This window comes from Dyadobacter sp., assembly GCF_039919315.1.
Taxonomy (GTDB): domain Bacteria; phylum Bacteroidota; class Bacteroidia; order Cytophagales; family Spirosomataceae; genus Dyadobacter.
In genome coordinates this window covers 150,985-177,317 of the sequence record NZ_JBDSFX010000067.1, presented here as the reverse complement: position 1 = coordinate 177,317, position 26,333 = coordinate 150,985, and the positions used below count along the sequence as shown (strand labels likewise).

Sequence of the window (26,333 nt, the reverse complement as noted above, 5' to 3'; positions counted from 1 at the left end):
GAATGGAAGTCACTCTTCCAGCCTTCACGTCTTCAATACCTTCTTTAATGGCATTTAACACTTGTGGGTCCGAAAAAAAGACATCAGTTTCAGTACTTTCATCAATTGGCGTGAGTAAAACTGACTTCTTATTCTTTCCCCGGTGAATGATCACCCGTTCTTTCTCTGCAAGATCGAGATAATCCTTCTGCTTCCCCCGAAATTCCCTAGCTGAAATGATTCTCATGGGTGTACGAATTTGTGTACACGAAGATAGGGGATTTTGTAACTCAATTTCAAGTTGGGGCAGACTGTAAATTCCTGAATGAAAGGAAATAGTAATTGTACGATTGAGACGATTGTAAGGATTGAGGAGGTTTTGGGGGTTGAGTTGATTGGGGTTCGTAAAATTGATTAGTCAGAGTTGAATAGTAGCTTTATAATGTAAGCCACTTTCTTACCTAATGACTATTTTACCTAGTAAATTAAAGAAATCGGGCTTGATTTCTTTGTGATAACCAACCAAAGATTTGTGGATTCGGATTCCTTTCTTGAATTAAAATGACAGTTGAAGAATTTAAAGAACAGGTACGTACTCTTGATTTCGACGAAGTCCTTAATCAGGTGTTGCTTTCTGAGGATGCAGCACATGTAGAAGCATTGCATACGCAATATATTAAAACAAGATTGTCTGAAAAATTTCATGTTGATATCGAGTCTATTCGACTTATTGTGGTTGGTTCTGCAAAGCTTGGATTTTCGATTGTCGAGAAAAAAAGGAAAGATCTGCCAAAACTTCCTAGATACAGGCCGTTCAGTGCGGATTCGGATGTCGATATAGCTGTTATTTGCCAACCCATTTTCAAATATATTTGGAATGAGTTGTCAGAACACTCATTTAGGGCACCGTATTATCCAAGACAATCAGATAGGCTGGGAGATTATTTGGTATGTGGTTGGCTTCGACCAGATCATTTCCCGAGGAATGTAAGGTTGCGGGCGTGTGACGATTGGTGGAGACTTTTTAGTAGTTTGTCATCCCAACAGTATCTTGGTCGTAGAAAAATAAGGGCCGCCCTTTTTTTCAGTATCGAGCAGCTTAGTTTATACCAGAGTAAATCTTTAAGAGAATGTGTAAATATTGAAACCGCAGGAGAATAATGAGAACAGCACCAAATAACAAGAAAATTAGAGAATTAATAACAATGGTGAAGGATGGTAAAATTATTCCCAGGCCTGAATTTCAACGGAGACTTGTTTGGTCTCGTGAGGATAAGAATAAATTCATTGATACGATTTTAAGAGGATACCCTTTTCCGGAAATATACTTAGCGGACGGAGATGTGAATCTGGATACTGGAGAAGGGACACAATTACTTGTTGATGGTCTTCAAAGAGTAAATACGATTTTTCAGTATTTCAATGGTGATAAAGACTTAAAATTAATTTCGGTACCAAATTATTTAGACCTTGAAAAAGATGCAAAACAAAGCTTTTTGCAATATGATGTTGCAGTTAGAGATCTCGGCGCGGTATCTAAGGAAGAAATAGTTGAGGTATTCCGAAGACTTAATGCTACAAAATATTCCTTGCTAGATATTGAAATCAGTAATGCGGTGTATGCAGGAGCACTCAAAATATTTGTGGAACGTTTTTCTGGAAATTCATTCTTTGAGAAGCACAGATTATTTAATTCAGCTGACTACAAGAGGATGGGGGATCTCCGCTATTGTCTCACAATTGTTGCGACATTGATGATTGGGTATTTCAATAGAGATGAATCATTTGAGGATCTTCTAGAACGTTTTAATGACGATTTTCCCGATGCCGGCATGATTGAAAATAGAATACAACTAGTTATTGACTTTATTGAAGAATGCGGGTTTGATGCGAATTCTAGGATATGGCGAAAGGCTGATATGTTTACACTATTTATTGAGTTAGATGTAGCACTTAATATTAAGGGTATGTCATTACAACCGGGGGAAATAGTCGAGCGTATAGATGAATTTATGCGAGGAATAAACTCACAAATGAATGGGACTTCTTTGGCGCAGGCGGTATATTACAAAGCAGCCTTACAAGCCACAAATGACAGGTTAAATAGGGTTCGAAGAGGTGTGGTTGTTGGGGGACTGATTGAGGGTAAAGAATGGAATAACATAGAAAATGAATTGCAAACCCAAGGACTGGCCTAATTCAGGCTTGTTTCTTAGACTCAGTTATAATCGCCTCTTTCTTTAAGACGTGATTCTTAAACTGCTCGACAACACGTGAAAGATTTTCCTTATCCACAGCCTCCCAAAGGTTGAAATTCACCTTTAACAATTCAAAATTTGCAACATTAGACTCAATTTTTTCAAATATTGATTTAACAACATCATGTAGAGCCACAACATTCATACTTACTATCGCTCCCTTCTTTTTAAAGAGCGACCGTTCAGCAGACGAGTCGAACTCGATTTCCACGTTGTTTCCTTTTGGGAAAAAACTATGCATCATTCCATTACGATAGACGGCCCGAAGTAACTCCTTTTCCGTCGTATGCAAGCTGAGTGCTCCATAATCAAAAAAGTCTTTGACATTTTTATCGAAGTTTTCTGAGTATGTTCCAGTCGAGTTCAGTAATATTCCGAAAAATTGAGCCGTGGAGATTAGGGTAACAGCCATGGGTATTGCACATCGCGCCAGAGTGGAATCGAAATCGTAATATGAACGTTGAATATTCACTGTGGTTGTGAGAGTTGAAGAAGTCGTAGTTGTTGAAGAATCCGTAGTTATTGATTGCGTTGACATTCTAGCATTTAATTTTCTTCTTTCAACTTCCTTTTCACTAGCCCTGCCGATCTGAATTAACTTATCTAAATCGCCTTCGAAAACTACTTTTTTAAAGTAGTCTAGTAATACCGGTATATCCATAAAAGTTTTTATTTCAGTCAGTTCTACTTTAATTAGTTACCCCCAATCAACCGCTCCAACCGCCCCATCATCTCATCCTTCTCCTTCAACATCCGCTCATAGAGTGCCATCTTTTCTTCATGAAGTTTTAAGACCGCATCAATAGGGTTGTTGTAGTTATTGATCAGGGTACTTAGCTGAGAGTTGTCGTTGAAAGTGCTGGAAATTACAGTGATTGCCTGTTGTTCATCAAAATTCCGAATCGCCTCAGCCGGGATTTTAAGAATTGCTGCAACTTGCTCCAGAATATCAGAATCGATCTTTTCTCTTTGTTCAAGTAAAGAGACTTTTTGCTGGTTCCAATCTTCGCCAAGCTCAAACGCCAAATAATCTTGTTTAATTTGGAGCATCTCCCTGAAACGCTTTAAGTTACGGCCTTCGTGGATCTTTGGATTGGAGGTAGTATGTGCCATGTGGAAAGGGTGTTTGGTTAAAAAAAGCAATTTATATAAATCTGCCCGGAAGTGCTCGGATATCTTACAGGCTTGGCGATGTATGTTACCGGTCGGATTGTGTTGAGAACAGACGCAGGCAATTGAACTGACTTCAAGGGAAAACCCTAAGTTTTAAAAAAGTAGGGTTTTCCTTAACCAGTCCGCATGCTGATCCATCCTATTTTTGCAGGAAAAAATTCTATTTTTTCGATTCCCAACCATTCCTTCTGTGATGAGATCGCAGGAGAGGTTTATTTAAAATAGTATTAAACAACTTGAATAATGAAAATCGGAAAAAGCAGACGTGCTGTTATAAAAAGTGTAGCGGCGGGAGCAGGCTTGCTCAGCATGTTGCCGACATTGACAAATGCGTGGGGCGCGACTGAAAAAGCCCTGGGGCCTGTTCTCAACGGGCAGATCAGGCATTCGGTATGCAGGTGGTGTTACGACAAAATTCCTTTCGAAACCTTTGCGGAAGAAGTGAAAAAGCTGGGGATCACCTCTATTGAGTTGTGTGGGCCATCTGAATGGCCGGTTTTGAAGAAAATGGGCTTAACCTGCGCGCTACCCTGGGGTGAAGGTTTGACCAGAAGCCTGGACAAGGGATTTTGCGATCCCGCCAATCATGACGAGCTCATCAAAGGATTTGAAGATATTATACCAAGGGTCAAGCAAGCAGGCTATGATCAGATCATTTGCTTTTCCGGAAATCGCCGTGGAATGAGCGATCTCGACGGAATGAGAAACTGCGCGGTTGGTTTAAAAAAACTGATGCCCATTGCCGAAAAACACAATGTGACCATGGTGATGGAACTGCTCAACAGCAAAGTCAATCACAGGGACTACATGTGCGACCATACTGCTTGGGGAGCAAGTCTATGTGATATGGTAGGATCTGAAAAATTCAAATTGCTGTACGACATTTACCACATGCAGATCATGGAAGGTGACGTGATTGCAACTATTAAAAAATACAGCAAATACATTTCGCATTACCACACCGGAGGCGTGCCGGGAAGACACGAAATTGACGAAACCCAGGAGTTGTATTACCCGGCTATTATGAAGGCCATTGTAGAGACGGGATACAAGGGATTCGTCGCGCAGGAATTTATCCCCAGTCGCAAGGATGACATAGCATCTTTAAAACAAGCAATAGGCATTTGTGATGTTGCATGATCATGTCAAATTACATTGCCTTTTTTTAGCTCATCTTAATACAGTAATATTTATTTCAAATGCATATTAATTTCAAAATAAATAAAATAGCAATCGCTTTCGCGGCGCTCACATTGTTGTCCGGATCCATGGCTCGGGCTCAAAAACTAATTGATCCCAAAGCAACAAAGGAAACCGCCGCACTTTACAAAAATATGCACGAGTTGGCCAAAAAGCATACACTATTTGGGCATCAGGACGCAACGGATTATGGACATGGCTGGCGTGACGAACCGGGAAGATCGGACGTGAAGTCAGTTGTTGGCTCGCACCCGGCAGTAATTGGTGTGGACATTGCGCCACTGACGGGCAGATCCGCAGAATCCATAAAGAAAAGTGAAGACCGCCTGAGAAAACTGGTTACTGATACCTATACGCGTGGCGGAGTGACGACCATATCCTGGCATTTTTCCAACCCGGTGTCCGGCGGCGGTTTCTACTGGAAGGATTCCGTTTCGTTGCCAGGCGTTAAATACATTGTTCCGGAAGGTAAAAACCATCAGGATTACAAACTCATTTTGCAGGGGTTGGCGGGTTGGTTCAAAAGTCTTAAAGGAGCCAACGGGGAGCAGATTCCACTTATTTTCAGGCCGTATCACGAGTTTGACGGCGATTGGTTCTGGTGGGGTAAGTCCCATTGCACACCGGACGAATTCAAGTCATTGTGGCAATTTACTGCTGGTTATTTGAGGGATAGTCTGGACGTTCATAACTTGATTTACGCGTTTTCTCCCGACAACAAATTCAATAGCAAAGAAGAATTTAGCGAGCGTTATCCCGGCAATGAATGGGTGGACCTGGTTGGAATGGATAACTACGGAGACATGGGCCGAGATGGCAAGTACAACTTAGAGCAGGCTATTAGAAAACTCAAAATCGTAAATGACTTTGCACTGGAAAACAAAAAACTCGCCGCCTTTACAGAGACGGGTCTTGAATCCATCGTGAATCCGGTTTGGTATACGGATGTGCTACTTAAAGTACTCCAAAAGAACAAGTTAAATCTGGCTTATGTGCTCGTTTGGCGCAACGACACCAAAAGTCCAACCCATTATTACGCGCCGTTTCCTGGCCATTCCGCCGTACCGGATTTTAAGAAGTTTTATGACGACAAATACACGCTATTTGAGAACGATTTAAAAAATATATATAACAAATAGTGCTTTTGCATCAGTAAAAGTGACAGCTTTTATACTGATTATACCAAAATTGATAAATGTCTTTTTGGGAAAAACTTTGCTATTCCTAACCCCTTAGTTATTATGAAAAAAATCTATTTAAGCATAGCGCTTTTAGCGGCATTCACCAGCACAATTGCCCAGCAAAAAGCACCGCAGGAATTAAACTATAAAGCTGATCTCAAAGCCAACGGAACCAGCGAGGACAAAACAAAACGCATTGATTCGCTGCTGCAAAGTTTTATTGATCAGAAGAAAGCGAGCAGCATTGTAGGTTTTGTCGCCAAGGGCGGAAATGTTGTGTATAACAAAGCATTTGGATACAAAGACGTTGAAAACAAGGTTCCGGCCGCTGTGGATGATTACTATATCCTGTTTTCTCAAACCAAAGCAGTGACAACGGTAGCTTTTATGACCTTGGTCGAAAAAGGGTTGGTTTCGGTTGATGATCCGGTTTCTAAATATTTCCCCGAGATTTCCGATAAAGTTGCGACTGCCATTAAAGAGGATGGAACATTTGAGACAAGGCCGGTGAAAACACCAATGACCTTCGCGCATTTGATGTCGCACTCGTCGGGAATCAGCGCCGGGCTGGTAGGAAAGGCACGTCGCGCCGAAATGGAGAAAAAAAATGCGGCTGCAACCTCAGCAACAACAACAGCGGCAGGGCCGGGACAGCGAACCGGCGGAGCTGGCACGGCGAAATATCTTAAAGACGAAATGATCGCACTTGCAAAATACCCGCTGGGCTTTGATCCTGGCAGCGAATGGAGTTATCATATCAGCACGAATATGCTGGCTTATATGGTCGAGCTCATATCGGGCAAAAGCCTTCGCGAATATGTCAAATCAACGTTACTTGATCCTTTGGGGATGACTGAAACAGACTGGTACTATGAACCCTCGAAACTCAGCCGGTTTGTGAAGGCTTACAGTGACATTGATGGCAAACTGGTGCCGCAATCCAACAAGTTTAGCGAGACCACGATCAGCCCCGTCCAAACTTATGCAGAGGGAGCTATCGGCCTGAACGGACCTATAGGCGACTATGCCAAATTTTGCCAAATGCTGCTTAACAAAGGTGAATACAATGGCAAGCGCATCCTCAAACCCGAAACGATTGAGCTGATGACCAAGGTGAACCGCTTACCAGCAGAGAACTCCGGCGGAAAAGGGTTTCAGTTTGGACTTGGATTTGAACTCTATAATACAGAAAAGAAACCGGTTCCCGAGGTTTCCAACACCGCATTTGCCTGGGGAGGACTGTACGGCACAGATTACATCATTGATCCCGAAAACAATATGATTGTCCTGTTTTACCTGAATATGCCCAAGCACGAGCCGATGTATAAGCCATTTCTCAGCAAAGCCTATCAGCTCTTCAAATAGTCGTGTCAGCCATTAAATTTTCAACATTGCCAAATTATTCAAGCCTTTTTCTAATGTCAAAAACACCCGATTTTCATTATAGCAATGTGATAATGAAGCGCATGCTATTTTTTTCTGCATTGCTAAGCTTGCTGTTATATACTGAGACTTCCTTTGCACAAACACCTAAAAAGCCGGAGAGTAACCGTTTCACCAAAGTGGTTCTTGCGCAAAGGCTTGAAGAGCCCATGCAGTTTCAGGTCCTGAAAGATGGTAGGGTACTTTATGCGGAGCGGAAAGGTAAGTTGAAGGTATATGATCCAAAGTCACAAGCCATGGAAACGGTGGCTGAGTTTGCGGTCAGTACAAAATATGTAAATAAAGCTGGAGAAGTCACCGAAGGGGAAGATGGGTTGCAGGGAGTAATCCTGGATCCGGATTATGACAAAAACCACTGGATTTACATTTATTATTCCCTTGCTGGTGAAGAAGCGAAAAACGTGCTGGTTCGCTATGAATGGCATGGTAAGGAGTTACTGGAAAGCTCGCGAAAGGTGGTTTTGGAAGTGCTGGTGCAGCGCGAAGAATGTTGCCACGTAGGTGGAGGGATGCTTTTCGACAAGGACAAAAACCTCTATCTGACTACGGGGGATAATACATTTTCCCGTGCTTCCGACGGTTTTGCCCCGCTTGATGAAAGACCAGGAGAATCACCCCGCGACTCCCAGAAATCATCTCCGAATACGAATGATTTAAGAGGTAAAATCCTCCGTATCCATCCAGAACCAGACGGTACGGCGGGGGCCGCCCCTTACACCATTCCAAAGGGCAACCTTTTTCCTGTGGGAACGCCGCAGACCAAACCCGAGATTTACACGATGGGTAATAGAAACCCTTGGCGCCCAACGATCGATTCGAAAACCGGATGGCTTTACTGGGGAGAAGTAGGCCCGGATGGTTCCCGCGACGATCTGGAAAAACGCGGACCGCAATCCTATGACGAATTCAACCGGGCCAAAGGGCCAGGATTTTACGGATGGCCCTATTTCGTGGCCAACAACAAAGCTTACGTCAAATATGACTTCGCCACCAAAGTTTCCGGCGAGCCTTTTGACCCTTCCCATCCGTTCAACAATTCTCCCAACAGCACAGGCTTAAAGGAGCTCCCCGCTGCGCAGCCTGCATTTATCTGGTATTCAAAAGCGCAAAGCCAGGAATTTCCGCTGATGGAAAGTGGGGGTAACAGCGCAGTCGGCGGGCCGGTATTTAGAAAAGATGATTTCAAAAACGCATCGCGATTATTTCCTGAATACTATGAAGGAAAATGGTTCATTACCGACTGGGTCCGCGGATGGATGAATGTGGTGGAAATGGATGAAAACGGCGAGTACAAATCTATGGAGCGTTTTCTGCCCGATTTGAAATTAAAAGGGCCGATCGACATGAAATTCGGGCCGGACGGTGATCTGTATGTACTTGAATACGGGAATGGATACTTTAAAGATAACCCGGAGGCCGAGCTGATCCGGATCGAGTACAACAGCGGAAACAGAAAACCATTGGTAGAAGCGTCAGCAAGTAAAACGGCAGGTGCGCTTCCGATGCAAGTCACGTTGTCATCGGAAGGAACGAAAGACTTTGATGAAGGCGACGCGCTGCAATATGAATGGGTTGTCAGGAAGAACAATGCGGTTTTTAAAACAATGAAAGAGGCTAATCCAACCATTACTTTTACAACAGCCGGCACTTATCGGGCAACCCTGACCGTAACAGACAAAGCCGGGGAGAAGAATACCAAATCGGTTGAAATAAAAGCGGGCAATGAGCCTCCGGTGGTAGAATTTGAAATTACCAAAGGAAACTCCACCTTCTATTTTCCTGGAAAAAGCATTCAGTATGAAGTGCGCGTGAGTGACAAGGAAGATGGCAGTCTTGCAAACAAAAAAATATTGCCTTCTCAGGTTTCTGTCAGCACCAACTATCTTTCAGAGGGTTTTAACTTAACCCGGATCGCACAAAAGCAATTAAGTGTGGATGCTTCGGCGCAATATGCAACCGCGATTTCGCTGATCAATAATGGCGATTGCAAGGCTTGTCATGCGATTAAAGAAAAGGTGCTAGGGCCTTCTTTTACAGCTATTTCTGCCAAATACAAGGGTGATCCCGCCGCAGTAGCAGGTTTGTCCAAGAAGATATTAAATGGTGGTTCAGGTGTTTGGGGAGACGCATTCATGCCCGCGCACCCGACCATGGCGGACAGCGATGTGAAAGGAATTGTCCGCTACATAATGAGCTTGTCGGATGCACCGAAACCGGCCAAAACATTACCTGTAAAAGGCACTTATACAACGGTTGCACCAAAGGGTGATACGGAAGGCAGCTTCATATTCCGTGCTGCCTACGCCGACCGTGGTACAAAAACAGCTCCCTCGCAATCGTCGGAAGCAACGGTTATCCTTCGAAATCCGGTCGTGCCGGTAGCACTTGCCGACCAGGTCAAAGAAATAGGTTTTAACAATGATAGTACAATGGCATTTGTCAGAAATTCCGGCGCGTCTTTCAGGCTCAAAGGAACTGATCTGACTGGCATCAAACAAATTGAGATTATCCGTGCTTTCGGCCGGAAGGCGCCGACACCTCCTTCCGGAACGATTGAGGCGCATGCAGGCGGCGCAGATGGAATGCTGTTAGGTAAGTTTTCCGGTGAATACAGTGATAAAATGGTCTTCGACATTGCTGCCGAGGCAGGATCAGGTGTGAAAGATGTTTATTTTGTCTTTACCGGAGCTCCAATCGGAATTAAAGCAATCCGGTTTGTCGCAGGTGACTAAATCAATCCATATCAAATTTCATAGTTGTGTATAAGCATATTTTTAACGGTGTTTTCCTTGCGATGGTAGGAACCAGTTCCTTTGCCCAGCAAGCGCCAACCATCATTCCGATTGAAACCAGACAAAATGTTCTGGTGCTGCAAACAGACAAGGAAAACCATCTTGGCATAACCTATTTCGGAAAGAAATTAAGTCAGGCAGCAGAGTACAAACTCATTCCATCGCAGAGCCGCCAACGCGACGGAAATGCGGGGATTTACAACTCGGCTTATACGCCGGCGGGCACATGGAATGTCTCCGAACCAGCGCTGCAACTTACGCATGGCGACGGAAACAAATCATTGGATCTTGTTTATGTGAGCCACAATACCGCAAAGGAAAATGACAATGTAAGTCTTACGAGCATTTTCTTGAAAGATCCGGTTTACGCAGTGGAAGTGACACTTTTTTACAAAACCTATTTTCAGGAAAATGTGGTGGAGCAATGGAGTGTGATTAAAAGCGAAGAGAAGAAACCCATTACGCTTCAAAAATATGCTTCTGCCAACCTCTACTTCATAGCAAAGGATTATTATCTGACGCATTACAACGGAACCTGGGCCAAAGAAATGAACCCGGAAGAAGAATTATTGACAGCTGGAATTCGGGTATTGGATTCTAACTCGGAACACGCGCCAATCTTTATCAGCCACCCAGTTTTTCACTGTCATTTGATAAACCTGCAACAGAAACGGAAGGAAAAGTTTTACTGGGAACATTGGCCTGGTCGGGAAATTTCAAAATGGAATTTGAGGTTGATTCGTATCATAATTTGCGATTAATCGCCGGAATAAATCCTTACGCTTCAGAATATCCGCTCGCTTCAAAACAGGAATTTAAAACGCCGTCTTTCATCTACACTTTCTCAGAAAACGGGAAAGGAGAAGCAAGCCGCAACTTGCATAATTGGGCCAGAAAATATCGAATTTTGGACGGTGAAGGCACCAGAATGACACTGTTGAATAATTGGGAAGCCACTTATTTCGATTTTAATCAGGAAAAACTTTCTGAGCTTTTCAAAGATGGCAAGAAGCTGGGTGTTGATTTATTTCTGTTGGACGACGGCTGGTTTGCCAATAAATATCCAAGGAACAGTGACGGAGCCGGTTTGGGAGATTGGCAGGAAAATGTAAAGAAGTTGCCCAATGGGATCGGCTATCTGGTGAAAGAAGCACAGAAAACGGGGATTAAATTCGGGATCTGGGTTGAACCTGAAATGGTAAATCCAAAAAGTGAGTTGTATGAAAAACATCCGGACTGGGTGATCAAACAACCGCAGCGCCCGGAGCATTACATGCGAAATCAGCTTCCCCTGGATTTGTCAAATCCGGAGGTTCAGGATTTTGTTTACGGCATTCTCGATAAACTTTTTACCGAAAATCCGGAGATAGCCTACATCAAATGGGACTGCAATGCTACAATGTTTAATCCCTATTCCGCCTACCTTGAAAAGAGCAAGCAAAGTCAGTCCCAACTTTATGTGGATTACGTGAAGGGGTTGTATAAGGTTTTGGAAAAACTGCGGGCGAAATATCCAAAAGTGCCGATGATGCTTTGCTCCGGCGGAGGCGGTCGCGTCGATTATGAAGCGCTAAAATATTTCACAGAATTCTGGCCCAGCGACAATACCGATCCTTTGGAAAGAGTGTTTATGCAATGGGAATATTCTTATTTCTTCCCTGCAATTACAATAAGCGCGCACGTTACGGATTGGGGAAAACAACCTTTAAAATTTCGCACGGATGTAGCCATGATGGGCAGGTTGGGCTATGACATTGTGGTAAGTCATTTAAATGAAAAGGATCTTCAATTCAGTCAGCAGGCGGTTACCAATTACAATGCGGTGAAAGACGTCATTTTCCAGGGTGACCTTTTCCGATTGGTTGATCCTAAGAAAAATGATTATGCAGCATTGATGTATGCTACCAAGAGCAAATCGAAAGCTGTTCTATTTGCTTATATGGTAGGAAACAGGAACGGCGACGGCTCCGATTCGCCGATTCGCCTGCAAGGACTGGACGCTTCCAAAAACTACAAAGTGAAAGAATTGAATCTATATCCTGAAACAAAATCTGCATTGAAGGAAGATCAGATTTATTCTGGAGAATACTTGATGACGGCTGGTTTTAATCCGGTTGTGAATGCGAGAAGGACGAGTGTGGTGGTCGAGATCGAGGCAATGTAGCGACTGCCCTTGAAGGTACCCTTTGAAATAGATAACCATGCTTATGTATCCAATACAAAATCGAAGAGGTGATCTGTTCAGAACTGTCCGAATTATAATCTTTTGCTAACTCCGTTATGAACGTACTTGATATTATTCCAATACTAGGTAAATCGTCCCTGGGGCACGCTAAGATTCACCCGCAGCAAACACTCAGTAACCTTTTGTTCAGACGGCTATATCTGTCAATCCGTCAGCACACACCCTGGAAAGGAACGCTTGTTCTTGATATTAGTAATAATCATAACTCGAAGGACCCGAATATCAAAAGCGATTTTCATAGCTTCCTCCTGTCGATGGGGGCATTGACTGAAATTGTGATCAATCATAAACGTGCATTTGTACAGCTTTATGCCCGGTGGCTTTCAGAACTGGGTCGACAGCCTGACCGGTTACGGGTTATCTATGACAAAGAAATTGGCTTTATCGAATACGATATTAGAGTTGAGATGCAAAAGGAAAGTATCGTCATTCAAATTCTGTAAGTCAATCTTCGTGCTCTAACCAGGGTCTTTTTTTCTGACATAAAAAAGAATTTTCCAGGAATGCTTCAAAAGAAGAACGTCGTATCTGCAAAGTATGAAAGCCGAGGGCAGTGTGCAAAATATGTGATCATTTATTGTCAATTAACTTTAATACAGCTACAAATGAAACAAGTAAACAAATCAACCGGTAAGCCGCAAGCCAAAATTTATGTATCAATCCTGATCCTGCTAATGCTCTTGCCAGCGATGGTGGTAAAGGCCCAATTTCCGACACTTCCAGATGGTTGGTCGGACGCTTATGCCTATACAAATGGTATTCGCATGCATTATTATCACGCCAAACCCGCACCAGGCAAACCTGTCATAGTCATGGTGCATGGCTATACCGATATCGGGCTTAGCTGGACCACATTGACCCTGAAATTACAGGACGCTTACGATATATATATGATTGATTCCCGGGGGCATGGTCTGACCGATCCGTTTACGCCAACAGATAATGGACAAACAATGATCAAAGATGCCGTAGATTTTGTAAAGGCAATGAAGTTTGAAAAGCCAATTCTAATGGGCCATTCAATGGGCGCCGCTACGGTAATGCGGGTCGGTGCATCCTATCCCGATTTGGCAAAAGCCATTATCATGCTCGATCCGGGTTTGGGAAATCGTCCACCCGTGGCCGCTGCATCAACTGCCGCATCAGGAGGTCAGCCGGCAGCAGCGCCAGCACGGCGGCCGAACATGTTTAAAAGTCCGGATTCGCTTGTGATGGGGAACAACACTCCCTTTGATCAGGTCGTAGCGGCAGGCCATCGCGGAAACCCGTTATGGGATAAGGTGGATATATACTATTGGGCATTTTCAAAAAAGCAGTACCATGGACCTTATACACCCGAGCAAGCACAGTCAATGACAGGTACCATGAGTACTGCAGATGCCCTTGCAAAAATTACGGTACCGGCACTTATCTTAAAAGCCGATGCAAAGCCGGAAATGCGAAAAGCTAACGAGGAAGCGGCGCGCGTCATGCAAAAGGGGAAATTGATTCACATTGATGGAGCAGGGCACAATCTGCATCACGATAAGCTGGATAAAACCGTGGAAGTATTAAATGAGTTTTTGAAGAGTTTATAATTATAAATCAAATAGTTATTTGAACCCATCGCCTTTGTAGAGCAAACATAAACGCTTACAACTGATACGTGAAATGAGACATTTTACCTTATTACTATTATTTTGTTGTAGCGTGGCAGCTAACTACGCGCAACCGCCAGGTACGCCAGCTCAAACTTTAAAATATATACCGTTTGAAGTGAATGCTGACAGCAGCGCTACATTTCGTTTTTATGCACCCAATGCAAAAACAGTTACACTCGGTGGAGATCTTAAAGCCGTAAAATCTGAGATGGGCGCTGATAGCGTGTGGACAATAACTACATCTCCCGGGCTGAACCCAAGTGTCTATCGCTATCATTTTTTGGTGGATGGAAATAAGGTAAATGATCCCAAAAATCCGATGGTTGCTGATTTTCGCCCGATGGTGGAGGTAGTACCAAAAAATAAAGCACTTTTCTGGCAGCAAAAAGACGTGCCGCACGGTTTGCTTTCTATTGTATACTATCCTTCCAAAGCTACGAATACAACCCGTCGCATGTTTGTCTGGACGCCTCCAAACTATTTTGCAGACAATAAAAAGCTTCCTGTTTTATACCTGATGCATGGTGGCGGCGATAATGACACCAACTGGCCTGGGCAAGGAAAAGCAGGCTGGATCCTTGACAATTTGTTTGCTGAGGGTAAAATTGTTCCGATGATCGTGGTCATGCCCGATGGAAGCATTCCAACTGAAACCTTTGCAGAAGATTTAGGAAACAACATTATTCGTTATATAGAGCAAAATTTCAGAGCTTTCACCGATACACCGCATCGTGCAATTGCAGGACTTTCGATGGGTGGATTACAAACCCTGGAAACACTGCTGAAATTTCCCGATAAGTTTGCATATGTGAACGTGATGAGTTCCGGATGGTTTGCAAATAGACCCGGTATCTTTGAAAAGTATGATCCATTGGTGAAAGCGGCAGCTGCCCGAATAAAGCAAACCGTAAAATATTTCATCTTCACAACAGGGGGCGCATCAGATATTGCAGACAAAAACAACGACCTTACAAGAGCAGTATTTGAAAAATATGGTCTTAAGTCTGAGTTATCAAAAATGGAGGGAGGGCATAGCATGTACGTGTGGCGCCATGATCTTTATAATTTTTCTCAGAAAATATTTAAATAGATATCAGGTTGTTTAAAACATACTTATGAAAGGTTTCAAAATAGTAAAGAGTTTATTTACGCTCGCAGCTGCTTGCATATCCTTTTTTGCTCTCAGCCAGCCACCACGAGGGCCTTTCGTTGTATCACCTAAGGTATTGCCCGACAAGAAAGTAACGTTTAGCTACCTGGCGCCATCGGCAAAAGAAGTTAAGCTTTCCGGAGGCCTGTTTGGGGCTTCAAATGTTCCGATGATAAAAGATAGCATCGGTATCTGGAGCGTTACCGTTGGCCCTGTAAGACCCGATATTTATTCTTATAATTTCGTAGTAGATGGGGTCAATGTGATGGATCCGGCCAATGAAGATTTTTTTCCCAATGAACGGTTCAAGTCAAGCCTGTTTGAAGTTCCAGGCTTTACACCAACGATATCTTCGGTTCGTGATGTGCCGCATGGTTCCGTGAACTATGAATATTATCCTTCTGTCGAAGGCACAACCGGTACCGTAGTGGTTTACACGCCTCCTGGATATGATAAAGATCCTGCAAAAAAATACCCGGTTTTTTATTTGATAAGCGGCACAACAGATACGGAGGAGTCTTTTTTTAAGGTTGCGCGTACCAACTTCATACTGGATAATTTGATTGCAGAAGGCAAAGCAAAGCCCATGATTGTTGTCATGCCTTATGGCAACATGGAAGCAAGGATAGCTGAACAGAAAGGCGGCCCTAAACCAGCAGACCCGGTAAGAGACAGCCCGGATGGCATTGTGAGGATGCGCCGATTTTCAGATGATCTGACAAAAAACCTGATTCCTTTTGTGGACAAAACCTATCGCACCATTGCTAACCGGGACAGTCGTGCCATCGGTGGTTTTTCCCGGGGTGGCGGGCAAACGTTACGAACTTCTTTTTGGAACATTGATAAATTTGCGTGGATATGTGCCTACGCTGCAAACCTACCTACGAGTGAGTTGGACGGTGCCTATTCAGCCATTACTTCAAATGCGGAGAACACCAATAAGCAATTAAAACTGCTGTGGGTAAGTGTAGGAAACGAAGATTTCATGTACCAGGACGTTGCGCCATTTTTGAACTATCTCACCGCAAAAAAGATCAACTATAAAAGCCTGATCACAGGGGGAGGTCATACATGGATTAACGTTAGGACTTATTTGACGGAAACTGCTCAATTGCTTTTTAAATGAACAACCAGACAGCGATGAAATATTACATTTCTATAATAATCCTGACATTTTTGGGGTCAATCGGCTCTTTTGCCCAACGGCCACCTTCTATCGCTTCACCGCAAATACATGCTGATAACACGGTAACATTCAAATATTATTCCAAAAATGCTAAAAAAGTGATGGTGAGTGGAGAGTTCCTGGATGCTCCACAGGCCATGACCAAAGATACCTCGGGTATTTGGAGCATTACGATTGGTCCTGTTAGGCCTGAAATTTATCCCTATTCCTTTCTGGTGGATAGTGTACAGATTTCAGATCCAAATAACACCTATCTTTTTGCTAATGAACGCTTTAAGCGCAGTATTTTGGAGATTCCAGGCAAAACGCCATTAGTTCATTCCTTACAAAATGTTCCGCATGGAAAGATCAGCTATCGTTATTATAAATCAAAAACGCTTGGAACGACCCGCCAGATACTGGTATATACACCTCCGGGATTTAATCCAAACGGTACAAAAAAATATCCTGTCCTGTATTTAATTCATGGAGGGTCGGATACGGAAGAAACATGGACCAAAGTAGGACGTGCCAATTTGATTGCGGATAACCTGATTGCGCAAGGCAAGGCCGTTCCAATGATTATTGTGATGCCTTACGGAAACGTACGGCCAGCCCCGATGCCCGATTTTACCAAAGATGTAATGAACGACATAATTCCTTTTGTTGAATCAAACTACCCGGCTCTGGTAGACAGCAAGCATCGGGCCGTTGCAGGATTTTCTGTTGGTGGAGGGCAAACACTTAATATCGGATTGACCAACACCGACAAGTTTGCCTTTATATGCTCGTACGCGCCTTATACTGCAACGGAAGAATTCCAAAAAAACTTTTCGAATTATTCGCCGGATGCTAACAAAATCAACAGCCAGTTGAAGTTGTTTACGATTAGTGTTGGTACAGAGGATTTTTTATTCGAAAGCGTGAAAAAGAACATTGCCATGTTTGAAGAGAAGAAAATTCGTGTAAAAAGTTATATCGTCCCGGGAGGACATAACTGGATAAACTGCAAGCAATACCTCACGACGACCTTACAGGAAATTTTTAAAGATTGATTTAATGATGAGTAGGAAATAATGTTTAAATATAAATCTTGCCCTATGAACCTGAAAAACATATCGATAGCTCTTTTAACACTTGGTCTTTCGCTTACCCTGCGGTTTACCGTTGATGCCCAGACATCCGAAGAAAAACCACTGTGGCCATCGGGTATCAAAGATAATCCCGTGAAATATACTACTGCCGAAGAGGTGGTAGATTTCGATGTAAATCCCCAGTCTCTTTCAAAAAAGAACCGTGTCTTTCGCAAAGTGTCCGTACCTACTTACGTTCTGCATCTGCCACCGCCCGGAAAAGAAACGGGGGTCGCCGTAGTGATATGTCCCGGAGGCGGTTTTGTAGATAATTGGTTCGATCGTGAAGGTACCGACCTTGCACTTTGGCTAAAAGAACAGGGCGTGGCATCGTTGGTGTTAAAATATCGCTTGAATACCAGAGATAGCAGCAAAAATTTTGTAATTCCCAGAGATACCTATTTCGCAGCTGCATTCGACGATGCAAAGCAGGCCATCATCACTTTACGAAACGATGCATCTAAACTTAAAATTGATCCCAATAAAATTGGCATAGCAGGTTTTTCGGCTGGTGGAACATTGGCGGTAGAACTCGCAGCAACCGACGAAATAAATGAAGGCCCCGGCAAGGTTAGCTGGAAACCCAATTTCGCAGGTCTTTTTTATGCTGCATTTTTAAAAAATTATCCTGTTAGAAAGGAAAGTTGCCCGCCGGTTTTTATCATCAATGCCCACGACGATAAGTTGACTACGGCCACCAAAAGTGTTGAGTTTTATACATCGTTGCTGAAAGCCGGTGTTACGGCCGAAATGCATATTTACAACAAAGGCTCTCATGGATTTGCAATGGATTTTACGAAAGGAGAAACTCTAAGGTATTGGCCTGAAAGTTTTTTAGGCTTTTTGAAGGATATAGGAATGATTCAAGGAAGGTGAGCATCTTTGAAAAAAGACAAGTTATTACTCCGCAATGCTGATAAAAACAAATCAGCATCAATCGGTTCACATTAACTTAGTGTTTTAACTTGGATTACTTTGTTTTGGAAAACGGTAAAGATAAGGAGCCTTATTGGCAGCGCCGGTGAATTTTTTTTCCAGGCGCTCGAGTGCATTTAACTCCAGAATCTTTTTTGGAAAGTTGTTGGCCGCAAATGATTTTTCCAGAATCGTTTCGTAAAGTTCTTTTACCTCACTCATGGTAAAGGTTTCCGGAAGCAGATGAAAGGCGAGTTGTTTGCGGTCAAGATCGGCGCAAATACTCTCCAAAGCCTCATCAACCAGTAGATTGTGATCCATGATCATCTGGGGCACTGCTTTGATTGGATACCATTTGATAGACTGATCGATCTCATGTTTTTGAGCGACAACTCTGTTGATATCAACCAGGGCGTAATAGCCAATCCCTATAAATCGACGGGTAAACCATTCATCTTCCCTGCGCTTGGTTTGATCGTCCAACGAATTTGGATTAAGTTCAGTAAGTTGTCTAATAAAATCCTTACTGTTTCTGCTCGATTTCCCCATGGTTTTAAACGATTCCAGATAGATGTTCTTCAAACCAGTTCGGTCTTGTAGTATGCGCCTGGCTGCCTCGTCCGTATCTTCGTCCTGATAAACAAATCCACTGGGCAACGCCCAGAAATCTCCTTTATAATTGAGCTTAGGAATGAGCACCATGAGCTGCTTGTTGTGATAACCAAAAATGACGCAATGAATCGAGACCTGATCTATATAGCCTTCTTCACTTGGAATATGCATAGGTATAATAAAATATGTGTAAAGATCCGAAGCGCTACGGTTTGCCGTAGTACATCAGCAAGAATAATAAAGAAAATAACAACAACCTACCGGTATTAAATCGATACAAGCAAAAAGCAACATTTCTCTAGTGGGTGTTTTGATTTCGCCAGCGTGACCACTCATGTGTCTGGCTGGTCGGCTAAGACCGGCACAGGGTTGCCCACAGAAGCTCCCAAACAGGGATCAGGAATTCTGTAGTCATAATGGGATTAATGTAGGCAGAATGTCTTCCTGGCCGCATTGCACTTCAAAGATAAATTATTGAATTAATTTATTATCTATTTTATTAGATAATAATAAAAAATTCATTTTACCTTTGTGAGGTAATGGTATTAGATGGATATAATATTGAATAAAATTTATTATCTATTTATTTAGATAATAACAAATTTTTTCTTTTACTTTGGTTTATCATTACAGCGATTGGTTCAAAAGATAATATCCATTGTTCTGACGGTCAGATTTTTAGCTTTGTGAAAAGAGCTTTTCCATTTTTCACCCAGGCTTCCCCCTTCAGGAAGACTGTTAAAACCCCGTTACATACATCTCATATGAAATGCAGCTTTATTAAAAGAATCAGGTTGAGCTCAGGGCTGGCGCTGGGAATACTAACCTTGACAATGATGTTTGCCAGCTCTGTTTACGCAGAAAGTATAAACCCTGCGACTGTTTTTGCAAAAAGTCCCATTACTGGGTTAGTAACAGATGAGACTGATAGCCCGTTACCAGGTGTTACCGTTCAGATCAAAGGAACGACGCAAGGGACTGTTACTGACACGGATGGTAAATTTCGCCTGGATGTTGAGGAGGGAGCCGTTCTTGTTTTCTCCTTTATTGGGTACACTAAGTTGGAATTAGCCGTTAATGGTCGTTCTAGTATTACGGCTCAGTTGAAACTTGAATCAAAAGCGCTCGAAGAGGTAATTGTGGTTGGGTACGGTACCCAAAGAAAGTCTGATCTGACCGGCGCTATTTCTTCGGTCAGTGCAAAAGATCTTGCCAAAGCAACGCCGATAAATACCACAGAAGCTTTGCAGGGCAGAGCTGCAGGGGTAATGGTTTCAACCAATTCCGGATCGCCCGGCAGTGAAGGAACTATACGTATAAGGGGGATCGGTACGGTAAATAATAATGATCCGTTGTATATTGTCGATGGTATGTTTGTCAGTAGCATTAACTTTTTAAGTCCTTCTGATATTGCCAGGCTTGAAGTTCTCAAAGACGCATCGGCCACAGCCATTTACGGATCAAGAGGTGCTAACGGTGTTGTGTTAATTACTACGCACAAGGGAGCGAGCGGCAAGCCTGTAGTTTCTTTCAATGCAAATACTTCCATCAGCAGGGTGACTAATTTGATGCCAACACTGAGCAGAGAACAATTTCTCGATTATCAGAAAACAGCTTTTCTAAATGGATATTTGCGCTCAACCCCTAATGCTGATCCCTCCATTGATCCGTTCACGAGCGCCAATCCCTTTTTCAATCAACTCAAACTGATTAAGGCGCAGTATGACAAAGGGACTTCTACGAACTGGGTAGATGCGCTGCTGAAAACGGCAGTTATTCAGTCCTATGATCTGGGTATTCGTGGCGGGTCCAATACGGTTCGTTACGCTGCGAGTGCGGGTTATTTTGATCAGAAAGGAATTCTGGACAACAGCGCCTTTAAACGATACACCTTCAGGCTCAACACCGATTATAATCTTGGCAAGCGCCTGGTTGTAGGTGAAAACTTAAACATCACCTATTCGTCTACACTAGGTAAAGGTGGATTTGCAGAAGGAAGGTCTAACAATCCGGTCGTTCAGGTTTTAGGGGCGGATCCGATGTCACTTATTTTGAACCCCAATGCCAATGTCAATGATGCTGATTACCGGTACAATAAATATGCTTCGTCAGTTACCGGATCACCCAATCCGGCGGCTTCTATTGAACGAATCAATGATCTTACCAACCAACTTAAAATTGTTGGCAATGTGTATGCAGAGCTGGATGTGCTGAGTAACCTGAAATTTCGTACCAGCCTGGGCTACGATTACACCACGGTCGATTTTTCTTCTTACAATCCAAGGTTCTTAATTTCAACTGCGGAACAAAACCCGACCAGCGCTGTGACGCAGAATATGAGCTCGTTCTTCGGTCAGCTTTGGGAAAATACGCTGACTTACAATACGAAAGTGAACAATCACTCCGTGACTGCTCTTTTAGGGTACACCGAAGAGTTATATCAGGGTAAATTGACCGAAGCCACCCGGCAGGGAACCGCCAACAATGACCCGGCGCTGCAGGTATTGAATGCCGCAACGGGCGCGATTTCACTGCTCGGAAACAAAACCCACTATGCGAACCAGTCGTATTTCGGTCGTATCAATTACGTATATGCAGACAAGTACTTACTGACAGCGACGGTGCGCCGAGACGGATCTTCAAAGTTTTCCTCTGGCAATCAGTGGGGGACATTCCCTTCGCTGTCAACAGGATGGCACATCAGCAATGAAAAATTCTTTCAAAAGCTAAATGCTGAATTCATTAGCGATCTTAAACTGAGAGCAGGTTGGGGGCGTATCGGAAACCAAAGTCTGCCTGGCGGAAACAATAATCCATACTTGTCGCTGGTTGAGGGGGCTAATGGTTACCGCTACGTTTTTGGTGATGGTGTTACAAACGGTAACTACCTGACGTCGCTGGGTACACCCTCGATAAGCTGGGAAACTTCCGAACAAACGAATTTCGGGCTGGACTTTGGCCTTTTTCGTAACCGATTGACGGTTTCAGCGGATTATTTTATAAAACATACGAAAGATATGTTGCTTCAGGTCGGATTACCTTCCTATTCCGGATTTCCCAGTATACCCTACACCAACGCAGGTAACATTGAAAACAAAGGTGTTGAGCTCGTTATGAGTTATGCGGGTAAGGTAGGTAAGCTAAACTACAGCCTTTCGGCAAACGCATCCCGCTTTGTAAATAAGGTGATTAGTTTGGGTACCGGTAACGCGCCGATAACAATTATGGACCCGTTGACCAGTCTGAGTATCAACCGTACTGAAGTTGGACGATCGATCGGAGAATTTTATGGCTGGGTAACCGATGGTATTTTCCAGAATATGGCTGAGGTGAATGCGCATTCAAAAGAAGGTAAATTGATTCAACCCAATGCGCAGGCTGGTGATTTTCGTTTTAAGGACCTGAACGGGGATGGTGTAATCAATGCCAGTGACCGGGGCTTTATTGGTAACCCGCTGCCTAAATTCACCTATGGTTTCAACGTGAACGTGAGCTATCAGAATTTTGATATCGCCTTACTTTTTCAGGGTGCCTACGGAAACAAGCTGGTTAATGTCAACAAAAAATACTTTAATACCTTAAGTGGAGCTACTGCGGCAAGCCTGAATGCATACGAGGCCGCCTGGAGAGGCGAGGGAACATCTAATTCTCAGCCCATCATCTCTACCGTAGAACGTAACGACAACTTCAGGGTTTCGGACTGGTATGTGGAAGATGGTTCTTACATGAGACTAAAAAATCTTCAGATTGGCTATAAACTACAGGGGGCCTGGGTTGAAAAGCTGGGTATAAGCAGCACGCGTATCTGGGTGGGAGGGACAGATCTTCTGACTTTCACAAAATATAGCGGTAACGATCCGGAAGCGGGCTTGTCAGCTACTCCACTACAAGGTGGATGGGAGTTTTCGCCTTATCCCAAGATGAAACGATATAGCCTGGGAATTAACCTGACTTTTTAAGTTTTAGATCACTTATCTGATAACATTCTTTCGTATGAAAAAAAATATTTTAAGTGTGATGGTTTTGACCATTGCGCTACTAGCGGCCAGTTCCTGTAAAGAAGATTTGCTGGACAAACCACCCTTTGGCGTGCAGACTGATGATAGCTTCTTTAAAACATCAGATGATCTAAATAAAACTTTAACAGCAGCTTATAGTTATCTAAATGCATCGGGTTTTCCACCTCCTGAAGCGGCGTTTTGGGCCATTGGTGATGTCGCTTCCGACGATGCCAATAAAGGAGGCGGGGCTTCGACAAATCAACCGGGCATATATGATCTATCACTTGGTCAGCAGAAATCAATTAATAGTATCATTAGCCTGTATTGGTCTAATCTTTATGCCCGAATTGCAGCCTGCAACCTTGTCATTGAAAAGCAAGCTGTTGTGAGCGGAGATGCCAATGAGATCAAGAAAATCGTTAACCAAGCCAAATTCCTGCGTGCTTACGGGTACTACGCCCTTGTGACCAATTTCGGTGATGTCCCAATGCCGCTGATTTATCTGGATCCGGCGGGCGTAACCTTAGTCAAATCACCCAAAGCCGATGTATGGGCGCAGATAGAAAAAGACTTATTGGATGCCTCTGAGCTGCCAACAAAAACCCAGTGGGGCCTAGCAAACGACGGACGCGCAACATCCGGTGCTGCGCTGGCGCTGCTGGGAAAGGCCTACATGTTTCAGAAAAAATATGTACAGGCGGAAGCGTCCTTTAAAAAGGTGATTGACGAGGGGACGTATTCTTTAGCGACCGATTATGGATCCATTTTCCGAAAAGCATCGGGAGACAATAACAACCCCGAATCAATTTTTGACATCAAACACAAGACCAATACTGGTAATACACCCGGTGAAGGTTCTACACTTTACTATTTTCTTATGCCTAATGATGTAGCCATTGGTGGCACCGGATATAATGAGGCGACGGATGACCTTGTAAAGGAATTTGAAAAGGGAGATCCAAGAGCAATTTATACGATCTCGTTCAGAGGAGATGTTTACCCAAGTGGCGCATCTACCTATACGCAGAATAACAATGGGTCTGCCAGTGGACGCTCAAACCGTAAATATTTTGTCGTACCAGCTGAAAGGACATCGCCCACCATATTTGATGAAGCAAAAAGTAATCACCTGATCCGGTATGCCGAGGTGCTGCTCTTATATGCAGAAGCGTTAAACGAAAACGGAAAATCCTCCGAGGCGCTTAAATGGGTCAATCTGGTACGTCAACGTGCCCGTAATACACCCGCCAACGATCCACAGCGTATCTCGACCAGCTATGATCTGACGTATACAGGTAGCCTGTTACCTGATGTCACAATGACAAATCAGGCGGGTTTGCGCACGGCAATATGGCACGAGCAACGGGTAGAACTGGCGTTGGAAGGGCTTCGCAGGGAGTACCTTGTGCGTACGGGGCGGCTCGGAGCAAGAATGGCTGCTGCCAAAAATATTCCTGTCATGGATAGCAAATTTGATCTGTTGCCGATCCCGCAAACAGATATAGATCTGTCCAACAATGTAATCATCCAAAATGCCGGATATTAATCTTGATAACCCACCACGAGCGGATGCTCCCCGCTTAGGGGCAGAATGATGGCAAAACAATAGAAATTCAGCAAAGACTTTTTTTCATTTACAATTAATATTCATTCAAAAATGAAACATCAGATTTTAAGAAAAATATTAACATTTACGGTGGTATCATGGATACCGTTATGCGGATTTTCTCAAAAAAACAATAATTTTTCCATTATTGAAAAGCTTCCGCCAGCTCCAAAAACAGAACCGTTCGTTGTCAAAACGATCCCGACGCCAAAAAATGTTATTGAGACAGATTTGATCAACTACCTGCCTGATGGAAAACACATCATTTTGGAAGCTCATTTTGCGGGTAAGAAAAAGAGCGATCTGGCTGTGATGAACGAAGATGGTAGTGATTTCAAATGTCTTACCTGCGATTTGAAAGAAGAAATTGGCGATGAAATGCCGGTGCCTCTGCCAGATGGCAAAACCATTTACTCTCCCCGCGGTGTCCTGGAATGCAGCCCTTCAATAATAGATTGCAGGGAATCCCGAATACTTCCACTGGTATATCCGGAGATTCCCGGTGGCAAAATTGTAAGGCGAATAGCGACAAATATGTCGCCCAATGGAAAGCATGTTGCAACGGGATTGGTAACAAGCAGAGGGTATCTTGTAATCGTAAGTGAACTGATTAGAGTCTCAGATGAAAAAGGAGACCGCTACGAATTGCGAAATGCAAAGGTCGTTGCAAGCAGCCCCAATGAGGCAGATTTTGCTGCATTCAGGCCTAAAATAGACGGAGGTGGTGAAGTGAAAAGTTTTGCCGACGGTGGCAAATCGCTTATTAACCTTGCACTGTTTGAGAGCAGTAACTACGATTTGGCAAAGATTGACCTTACAACAGGTGAGATTAGCCGAGTAACGAAGCATTTTAGCTATGACGAAGGGACCTATCCATCACCGGACGGAAAATGGCTGATATTTCAAACACATAGACATACCCCTCGTATGGATGTTTTCGGGCTAATTCCACGTCCTCTTATAGCAGGTTTGCCACAGGCAGCCGGTGTTTCCATGCAGCGAAATGCAGAGTTTGAAGAAAACTATAAAGCAACGCGCTTCTATGGCCTGACCATGGCTGATAGCTACGGGGACAGAGCAAGATTACCGGAAGACGGCTACACCGGTATCAATATAATGACCGATAAAGAAGACTCTAACTTGTATAACCATTTGGGAAACTTTGCCTGGCATCCGTCGAGTACCCGTGGCTTTTTCTGGGAACAAAAAGATCCTGAAACGGTAAAAGAGGGCGAACTCACGGGAAGACTACGATTCATTGAATTTACCTCCAGAAAGCCAACCAAGCCGCTTCCGTCGGTATTTCCTGATATGAAATGGGCGCCTGACCTGAAAGATTTTAAATGGACAAGCGCAACTTATCCTGAACAAGGAACGCTTAAAGGAAAAGTTTCTGGCTATGCTGAGATAACTACGATGAAACCCGCAGAAGGATCTTCCGATGAGCCCAGGCGCGTTATCAAGTATGTAAACTTTACCGATGATGGTGAATACGTTCTAAATGGCACAGAATCTTCCACGTTAAGAGCAGGAGGATATGACAAGCCCGTATCATGGGATGCCGACATAAAAGTAAGTGGTAAGCACACAGGGTTTTTACTTGCAAAAGATGTAAAACTCGGAATTACCACCATGTCATCGGGAATTATTAAAGCTCAACTCGATAAGCGCAATGTTGAAGTTGACCTGGCCAAAGGATTGCCTACCGGAGTTCCAGGCGTGTTAAGATAGGTATTTTGGTATGCCTGATAACCATTCACACAGTCTATGCCTGAAATTAGCACGGTATTAAATAGTAAGCTTCCCGTTTATCTTTCCGGCTTTACCCGATCAACCCAAA

Annotated in this window: 21 protein-coding genes; 17 read left to right on the top strand and 4 right to left on the bottom strand. The window is 43.5% G+C overall.

Going from position 1 to position 26,333, the window contains the following annotated elements:
• A partial coding sequence (locus ABIO93_RS18930) for a type II toxin-antitoxin system Phd/YefM family antitoxin (RefSeq protein WP_348070465.1) occupies window positions 1-226 on the bottom strand: 226 nt, incomplete at its 3' end.
• 314 nt (window positions 227-540) lie between these two features.
• Between ABIO93_RS18930 and ABIO93_RS18925 the strand changes: the two genes are divergently transcribed.
• Entirely contained in the window at window positions 541-1,140 is a 600-nt protein-coding gene (locus ABIO93_RS18925) for a hypothetical protein (protein WP_348070463.1), read from the top strand.
• The gene (locus ABIO93_RS18920; RefSeq protein ID WP_348070461.1) at window positions 1,140-2,177 is read left to right on the top strand and encodes a DUF262 domain-containing protein; all 1,038 of its coding nucleotides are present in this window, start codon (window positions 1,140-1,142) and stop codon (window positions 2,175-2,177) included. Before ABIO93_RS18925 ends, ABIO93_RS18920 begins: the two co-directional genes overlap by 1 nt.
• Before the next feature lies 1 nt (window position 2,178).
• Here ABIO93_RS18920 and ABIO93_RS18915 read toward each other — a convergent pair whose 3' ends face one another.
• Together ABIO93_RS18915 and ABIO93_RS18910 are read right to left on the bottom strand one after the other, a co-directional pair.
• Window positions 2,179-2,898 (bottom strand): hypothetical protein, encoded by a 720-nt coding sequence (locus ABIO93_RS18915; protein ID WP_348070459.1) that lies wholly within the window; start codon window positions 2,896-2,898, stop codon window positions 2,179-2,181.
• Between the two features lie 32 nt (window positions 2,899-2,930).
• Window positions 2,931-3,350 carry a helix-turn-helix transcriptional regulator gene (locus tag ABIO93_RS18910; RefSeq protein ID WP_348070457.1) on the bottom strand — a complete coding sequence of 140 codons (420 nt, stop codon included), beginning with the start codon at window positions 3,348-3,350 and terminating at the stop codon, window positions 2,931-2,933.
• A gap of 303 nt (window positions 3,351-3,653) precedes the next feature.
• Here ABIO93_RS18910 and ABIO93_RS18905 point away from each other — a divergent pair, with 303 nt between their 5' ends.
• The 12 genes from ABIO93_RS18905 (at window position 3,654) to ABIO93_RS18850 (ending at window position 18,235) form a co-directional block, all read left to right on the top strand.
• Entirely contained in the window at window positions 3,654-4,550 is an 897-nt protein-coding gene (locus ABIO93_RS18905; RefSeq protein WP_348070455.1) for a TIM barrel protein, read from the top strand.
• Window positions 4,551-4,609: 59 nt separating this feature from the next.
• Entirely contained in the window at window positions 4,610-5,749 is a 1,140-nt protein-coding gene (locus ABIO93_RS18900; RefSeq protein ID WP_348070454.1) for a glycosyl hydrolase, read from the top strand.
• A 102-nt stretch (window positions 5,750-5,851) separates the two neighbouring features.
• The gene (locus ABIO93_RS18895; protein WP_348070452.1) at window positions 5,852-7,156 is read left to right on the top strand and encodes a serine hydrolase domain-containing protein; all 1,305 of its coding nucleotides are present in this window, start codon (window positions 5,852-5,854) and stop codon (window positions 7,154-7,156) included.
• A 53-nt stretch (window positions 7,157-7,209) separates the two neighbouring features.
• Window positions 7,210-9,966: a PQQ-dependent sugar dehydrogenase gene (locus ABIO93_RS18890; RefSeq protein WP_348070450.1), complete on the top strand. Its 2,757-nt coding sequence runs from the start codon at window positions 7,210-7,212 to the stop codon at window positions 9,964-9,966.
• A gap of 26 nt (window positions 9,967-9,992) precedes the next feature.
• Window positions 9,993-10,787, top strand: coding sequence for a glycoside hydrolase family 36 N-terminal domain-containing protein (locus ABIO93_RS18885; RefSeq protein WP_348070448.1), 795 nt, complete (start codon window positions 9,993-9,995; stop codon window positions 10,785-10,787).
• Window positions 10,670-12,190: an alpha-galactosidase gene (locus ABIO93_RS18880; protein WP_348070471.1), complete on the top strand. Its 1,521-nt coding sequence runs from the start codon at window positions 10,670-10,672 to the stop codon at window positions 12,188-12,190. The genes ABIO93_RS18885 and ABIO93_RS18880 overlap by 118 nt, the downstream gene beginning before the upstream one ends.
• A 116-nt stretch (window positions 12,191-12,306) precedes the next feature.
• On the top strand, window positions 12,307-12,714 hold the full coding sequence (locus ABIO93_RS18875; protein WP_348070446.1) for a hypothetical protein: 408 nt from the start codon (window positions 12,307-12,309) through the stop codon (window positions 12,712-12,714).
• Window positions 12,715-12,774: 60 nt separating this feature from the next.
• Window positions 12,775-13,848, top strand: coding sequence for an alpha/beta hydrolase (locus ABIO93_RS18870; protein WP_348070444.1), 1,074 nt, complete (start codon window positions 12,775-12,777; stop codon window positions 13,846-13,848).
• A 112-nt stretch (window positions 13,849-13,960) separates the two neighbouring features.
• The gene (locus ABIO93_RS18865) at window positions 13,961-15,001 is read left to right on the top strand and encodes an alpha/beta hydrolase-fold protein (protein ID WP_348070442.1); all 1,041 of its coding nucleotides are present in this window, start codon (window positions 13,961-13,963) and stop codon (window positions 14,999-15,001) included.
• A 25-nt stretch (window positions 15,002-15,026) separates the two neighbouring features.
• Entirely contained in the window at window positions 15,027-16,187 is a 1,161-nt protein-coding gene (locus ABIO93_RS18860) for an alpha/beta hydrolase-fold protein (protein WP_348070440.1), read from the top strand.
• Window positions 16,188-16,201: 14 nt separating this feature from the next.
• Window positions 16,202-17,281: an alpha/beta hydrolase-fold protein gene (locus tag ABIO93_RS18855; protein ID WP_348070469.1), complete on the top strand. Its 1,080-nt coding sequence runs from the start codon at window positions 16,202-16,204 to the stop codon at window positions 17,279-17,281.
• 45 nt (window positions 17,282-17,326) lie between these two features.
• A complete protein-coding gene (locus tag ABIO93_RS18850; protein WP_348070438.1) occupies window positions 17,327-18,235 on the top strand; it encodes an alpha/beta hydrolase in 909 nt (302 codons plus the stop codon).
• An 84-nt stretch (window positions 18,236-18,319) separates the two neighbouring features.
• On the opposite strand, the gene ABIO93_RS18845 is transcribed toward ABIO93_RS18850, so the two are convergent.
• Window positions 18,320-19,057: an NUDIX domain-containing protein gene (locus tag ABIO93_RS18845; protein WP_348070436.1), complete on the bottom strand. Its 738-nt coding sequence runs from the start codon at window positions 19,055-19,057 to the stop codon at window positions 18,320-18,322.
• Window positions 19,058-19,650: 593 nt separating this feature from the next.
• Between ABIO93_RS18845 and ABIO93_RS18840 the strand changes: the two genes are divergently transcribed.
• The 3 genes from ABIO93_RS18840 (at window position 19,651) to ABIO93_RS18830 (ending at window position 26,224) form a co-directional block, all read left to right on the top strand.
• Window positions 19,651-22,845 carry a TonB-dependent receptor gene (locus tag ABIO93_RS18840; protein WP_348070434.1) on the top strand — a complete coding sequence of 1,065 codons (3,195 nt, stop codon included), beginning with the start codon at window positions 19,651-19,653 and terminating at the stop codon, window positions 22,843-22,845.
• Window positions 22,846-22,879: 34 nt separating this feature from the next.
• The gene (locus tag ABIO93_RS18835) at window positions 22,880-24,433 is read left to right on the top strand and encodes a RagB/SusD family nutrient uptake outer membrane protein (protein WP_348070432.1); all 1,554 of its coding nucleotides are present in this window, start codon (window positions 22,880-22,882) and stop codon (window positions 24,431-24,433) included.
• Window positions 24,434-24,544: 111 nt separating this feature from the next.
• Window positions 24,545-26,224, top strand: a complete 1,680-nt coding sequence (locus tag ABIO93_RS18830; RefSeq protein WP_348070430.1) for a hypothetical protein — start codon at window positions 24,545-24,547, stop codon at window positions 26,222-26,224.
• Window positions 26,225-26,333: the final 109 nt, after the last annotated feature.

What these genes read in the sequence shown, in the direction of transcription:
- ABIO93_RS18925 (WP_348070463.1), top strand. Translation starts at nt 541, where the DNA reads ATGACAGTTGAAGAATTTAAAGAACAGGTACGTACTCTTGATTTCGAC.
- ABIO93_RS18920 (WP_348070461.1), top strand. Translation starts at nt 1,140, where the DNA reads ATGAGAACAGCACCAAATAACAAGAAAATTAGAGAATTAATAACAATG.
- ABIO93_RS18915 (WP_348070459.1), bottom strand. Translation starts at nt 2,898, where the DNA reads ATGGATATACCGGTATTACTAGACTACTTTAAAAAAGTAGTTTTCGAA.
- ABIO93_RS18910 (WP_348070457.1), bottom strand. Translation starts at nt 3,350, where the DNA reads ATGGCACATACTACCTCCAATCCAAAGATCCACGAAGGCCGTAACTTA.
- ABIO93_RS18905 (WP_348070455.1), top strand. Translation starts at nt 3,654, where the DNA reads ATGAAAATCGGAAAAAGCAGACGTGCTGTTATAAAAAGTGTAGCGGCG.
- ABIO93_RS18900 (WP_348070454.1), top strand. Translation starts at nt 4,610, where the DNA reads ATGCATATTAATTTCAAAATAAATAAAATAGCAATCGCTTTCGCGGCG.
- ABIO93_RS18895 (WP_348070452.1), top strand. Translation starts at nt 5,852, where the DNA reads ATGAAAAAAATCTATTTAAGCATAGCGCTTTTAGCGGCATTCACCAGC.
- ABIO93_RS18890 (WP_348070450.1), top strand. Translation starts at nt 7,210, where the DNA reads ATGTCAAAAACACCCGATTTTCATTATAGCAATGTGATAATGAAGCGC.
- ABIO93_RS18875 (WP_348070446.1), top strand. Translation starts at nt 12,307, where the DNA reads ATGAACGTACTTGATATTATTCCAATACTAGGTAAATCGTCCCTGGGG.
- ABIO93_RS18870 (WP_348070444.1), top strand. Translation starts at nt 12,775, where the DNA reads ATGCTTCAAAAGAAGAACGTCGTATCTGCAAAGTATGAAAGCCGAGGG.
- ABIO93_RS18860 (WP_348070440.1), top strand. Translation starts at nt 15,027, where the DNA reads ATGAAAGGTTTCAAAATAGTAAAGAGTTTATTTACGCTCGCAGCTGCT.
- ABIO93_RS18855 (WP_348070469.1), top strand. Translation starts at nt 16,202, where the DNA reads ATGAAATATTACATTTCTATAATAATCCTGACATTTTTGGGGTCAATC.
- ABIO93_RS18850 (WP_348070438.1), top strand. Translation starts at nt 17,327, where the DNA reads ATGAACCTGAAAAACATATCGATAGCTCTTTTAACACTTGGTCTTTCG.
- ABIO93_RS18845 (WP_348070436.1), bottom strand. Translation starts at nt 19,057, where the DNA reads ATGCATATTCCAAGTGAAGAAGGCTATATAGATCAGGTCTCGATTCAT.
- ABIO93_RS18840 (WP_348070434.1), top strand. Translation starts at nt 19,651, where the DNA reads ATGAAATGCAGCTTTATTAAAAGAATCAGGTTGAGCTCAGGGCTGGCG.
- ABIO93_RS18835 (WP_348070432.1), top strand. Translation starts at nt 22,880, where the DNA reads ATGAAAAAAAATATTTTAAGTGTGATGGTTTTGACCATTGCGCTACTA.
- ABIO93_RS18830 (WP_348070430.1), top strand. Translation starts at nt 24,545, where the DNA reads ATGAAACATCAGATTTTAAGAAAAATATTAACATTTACGGTGGTATCA.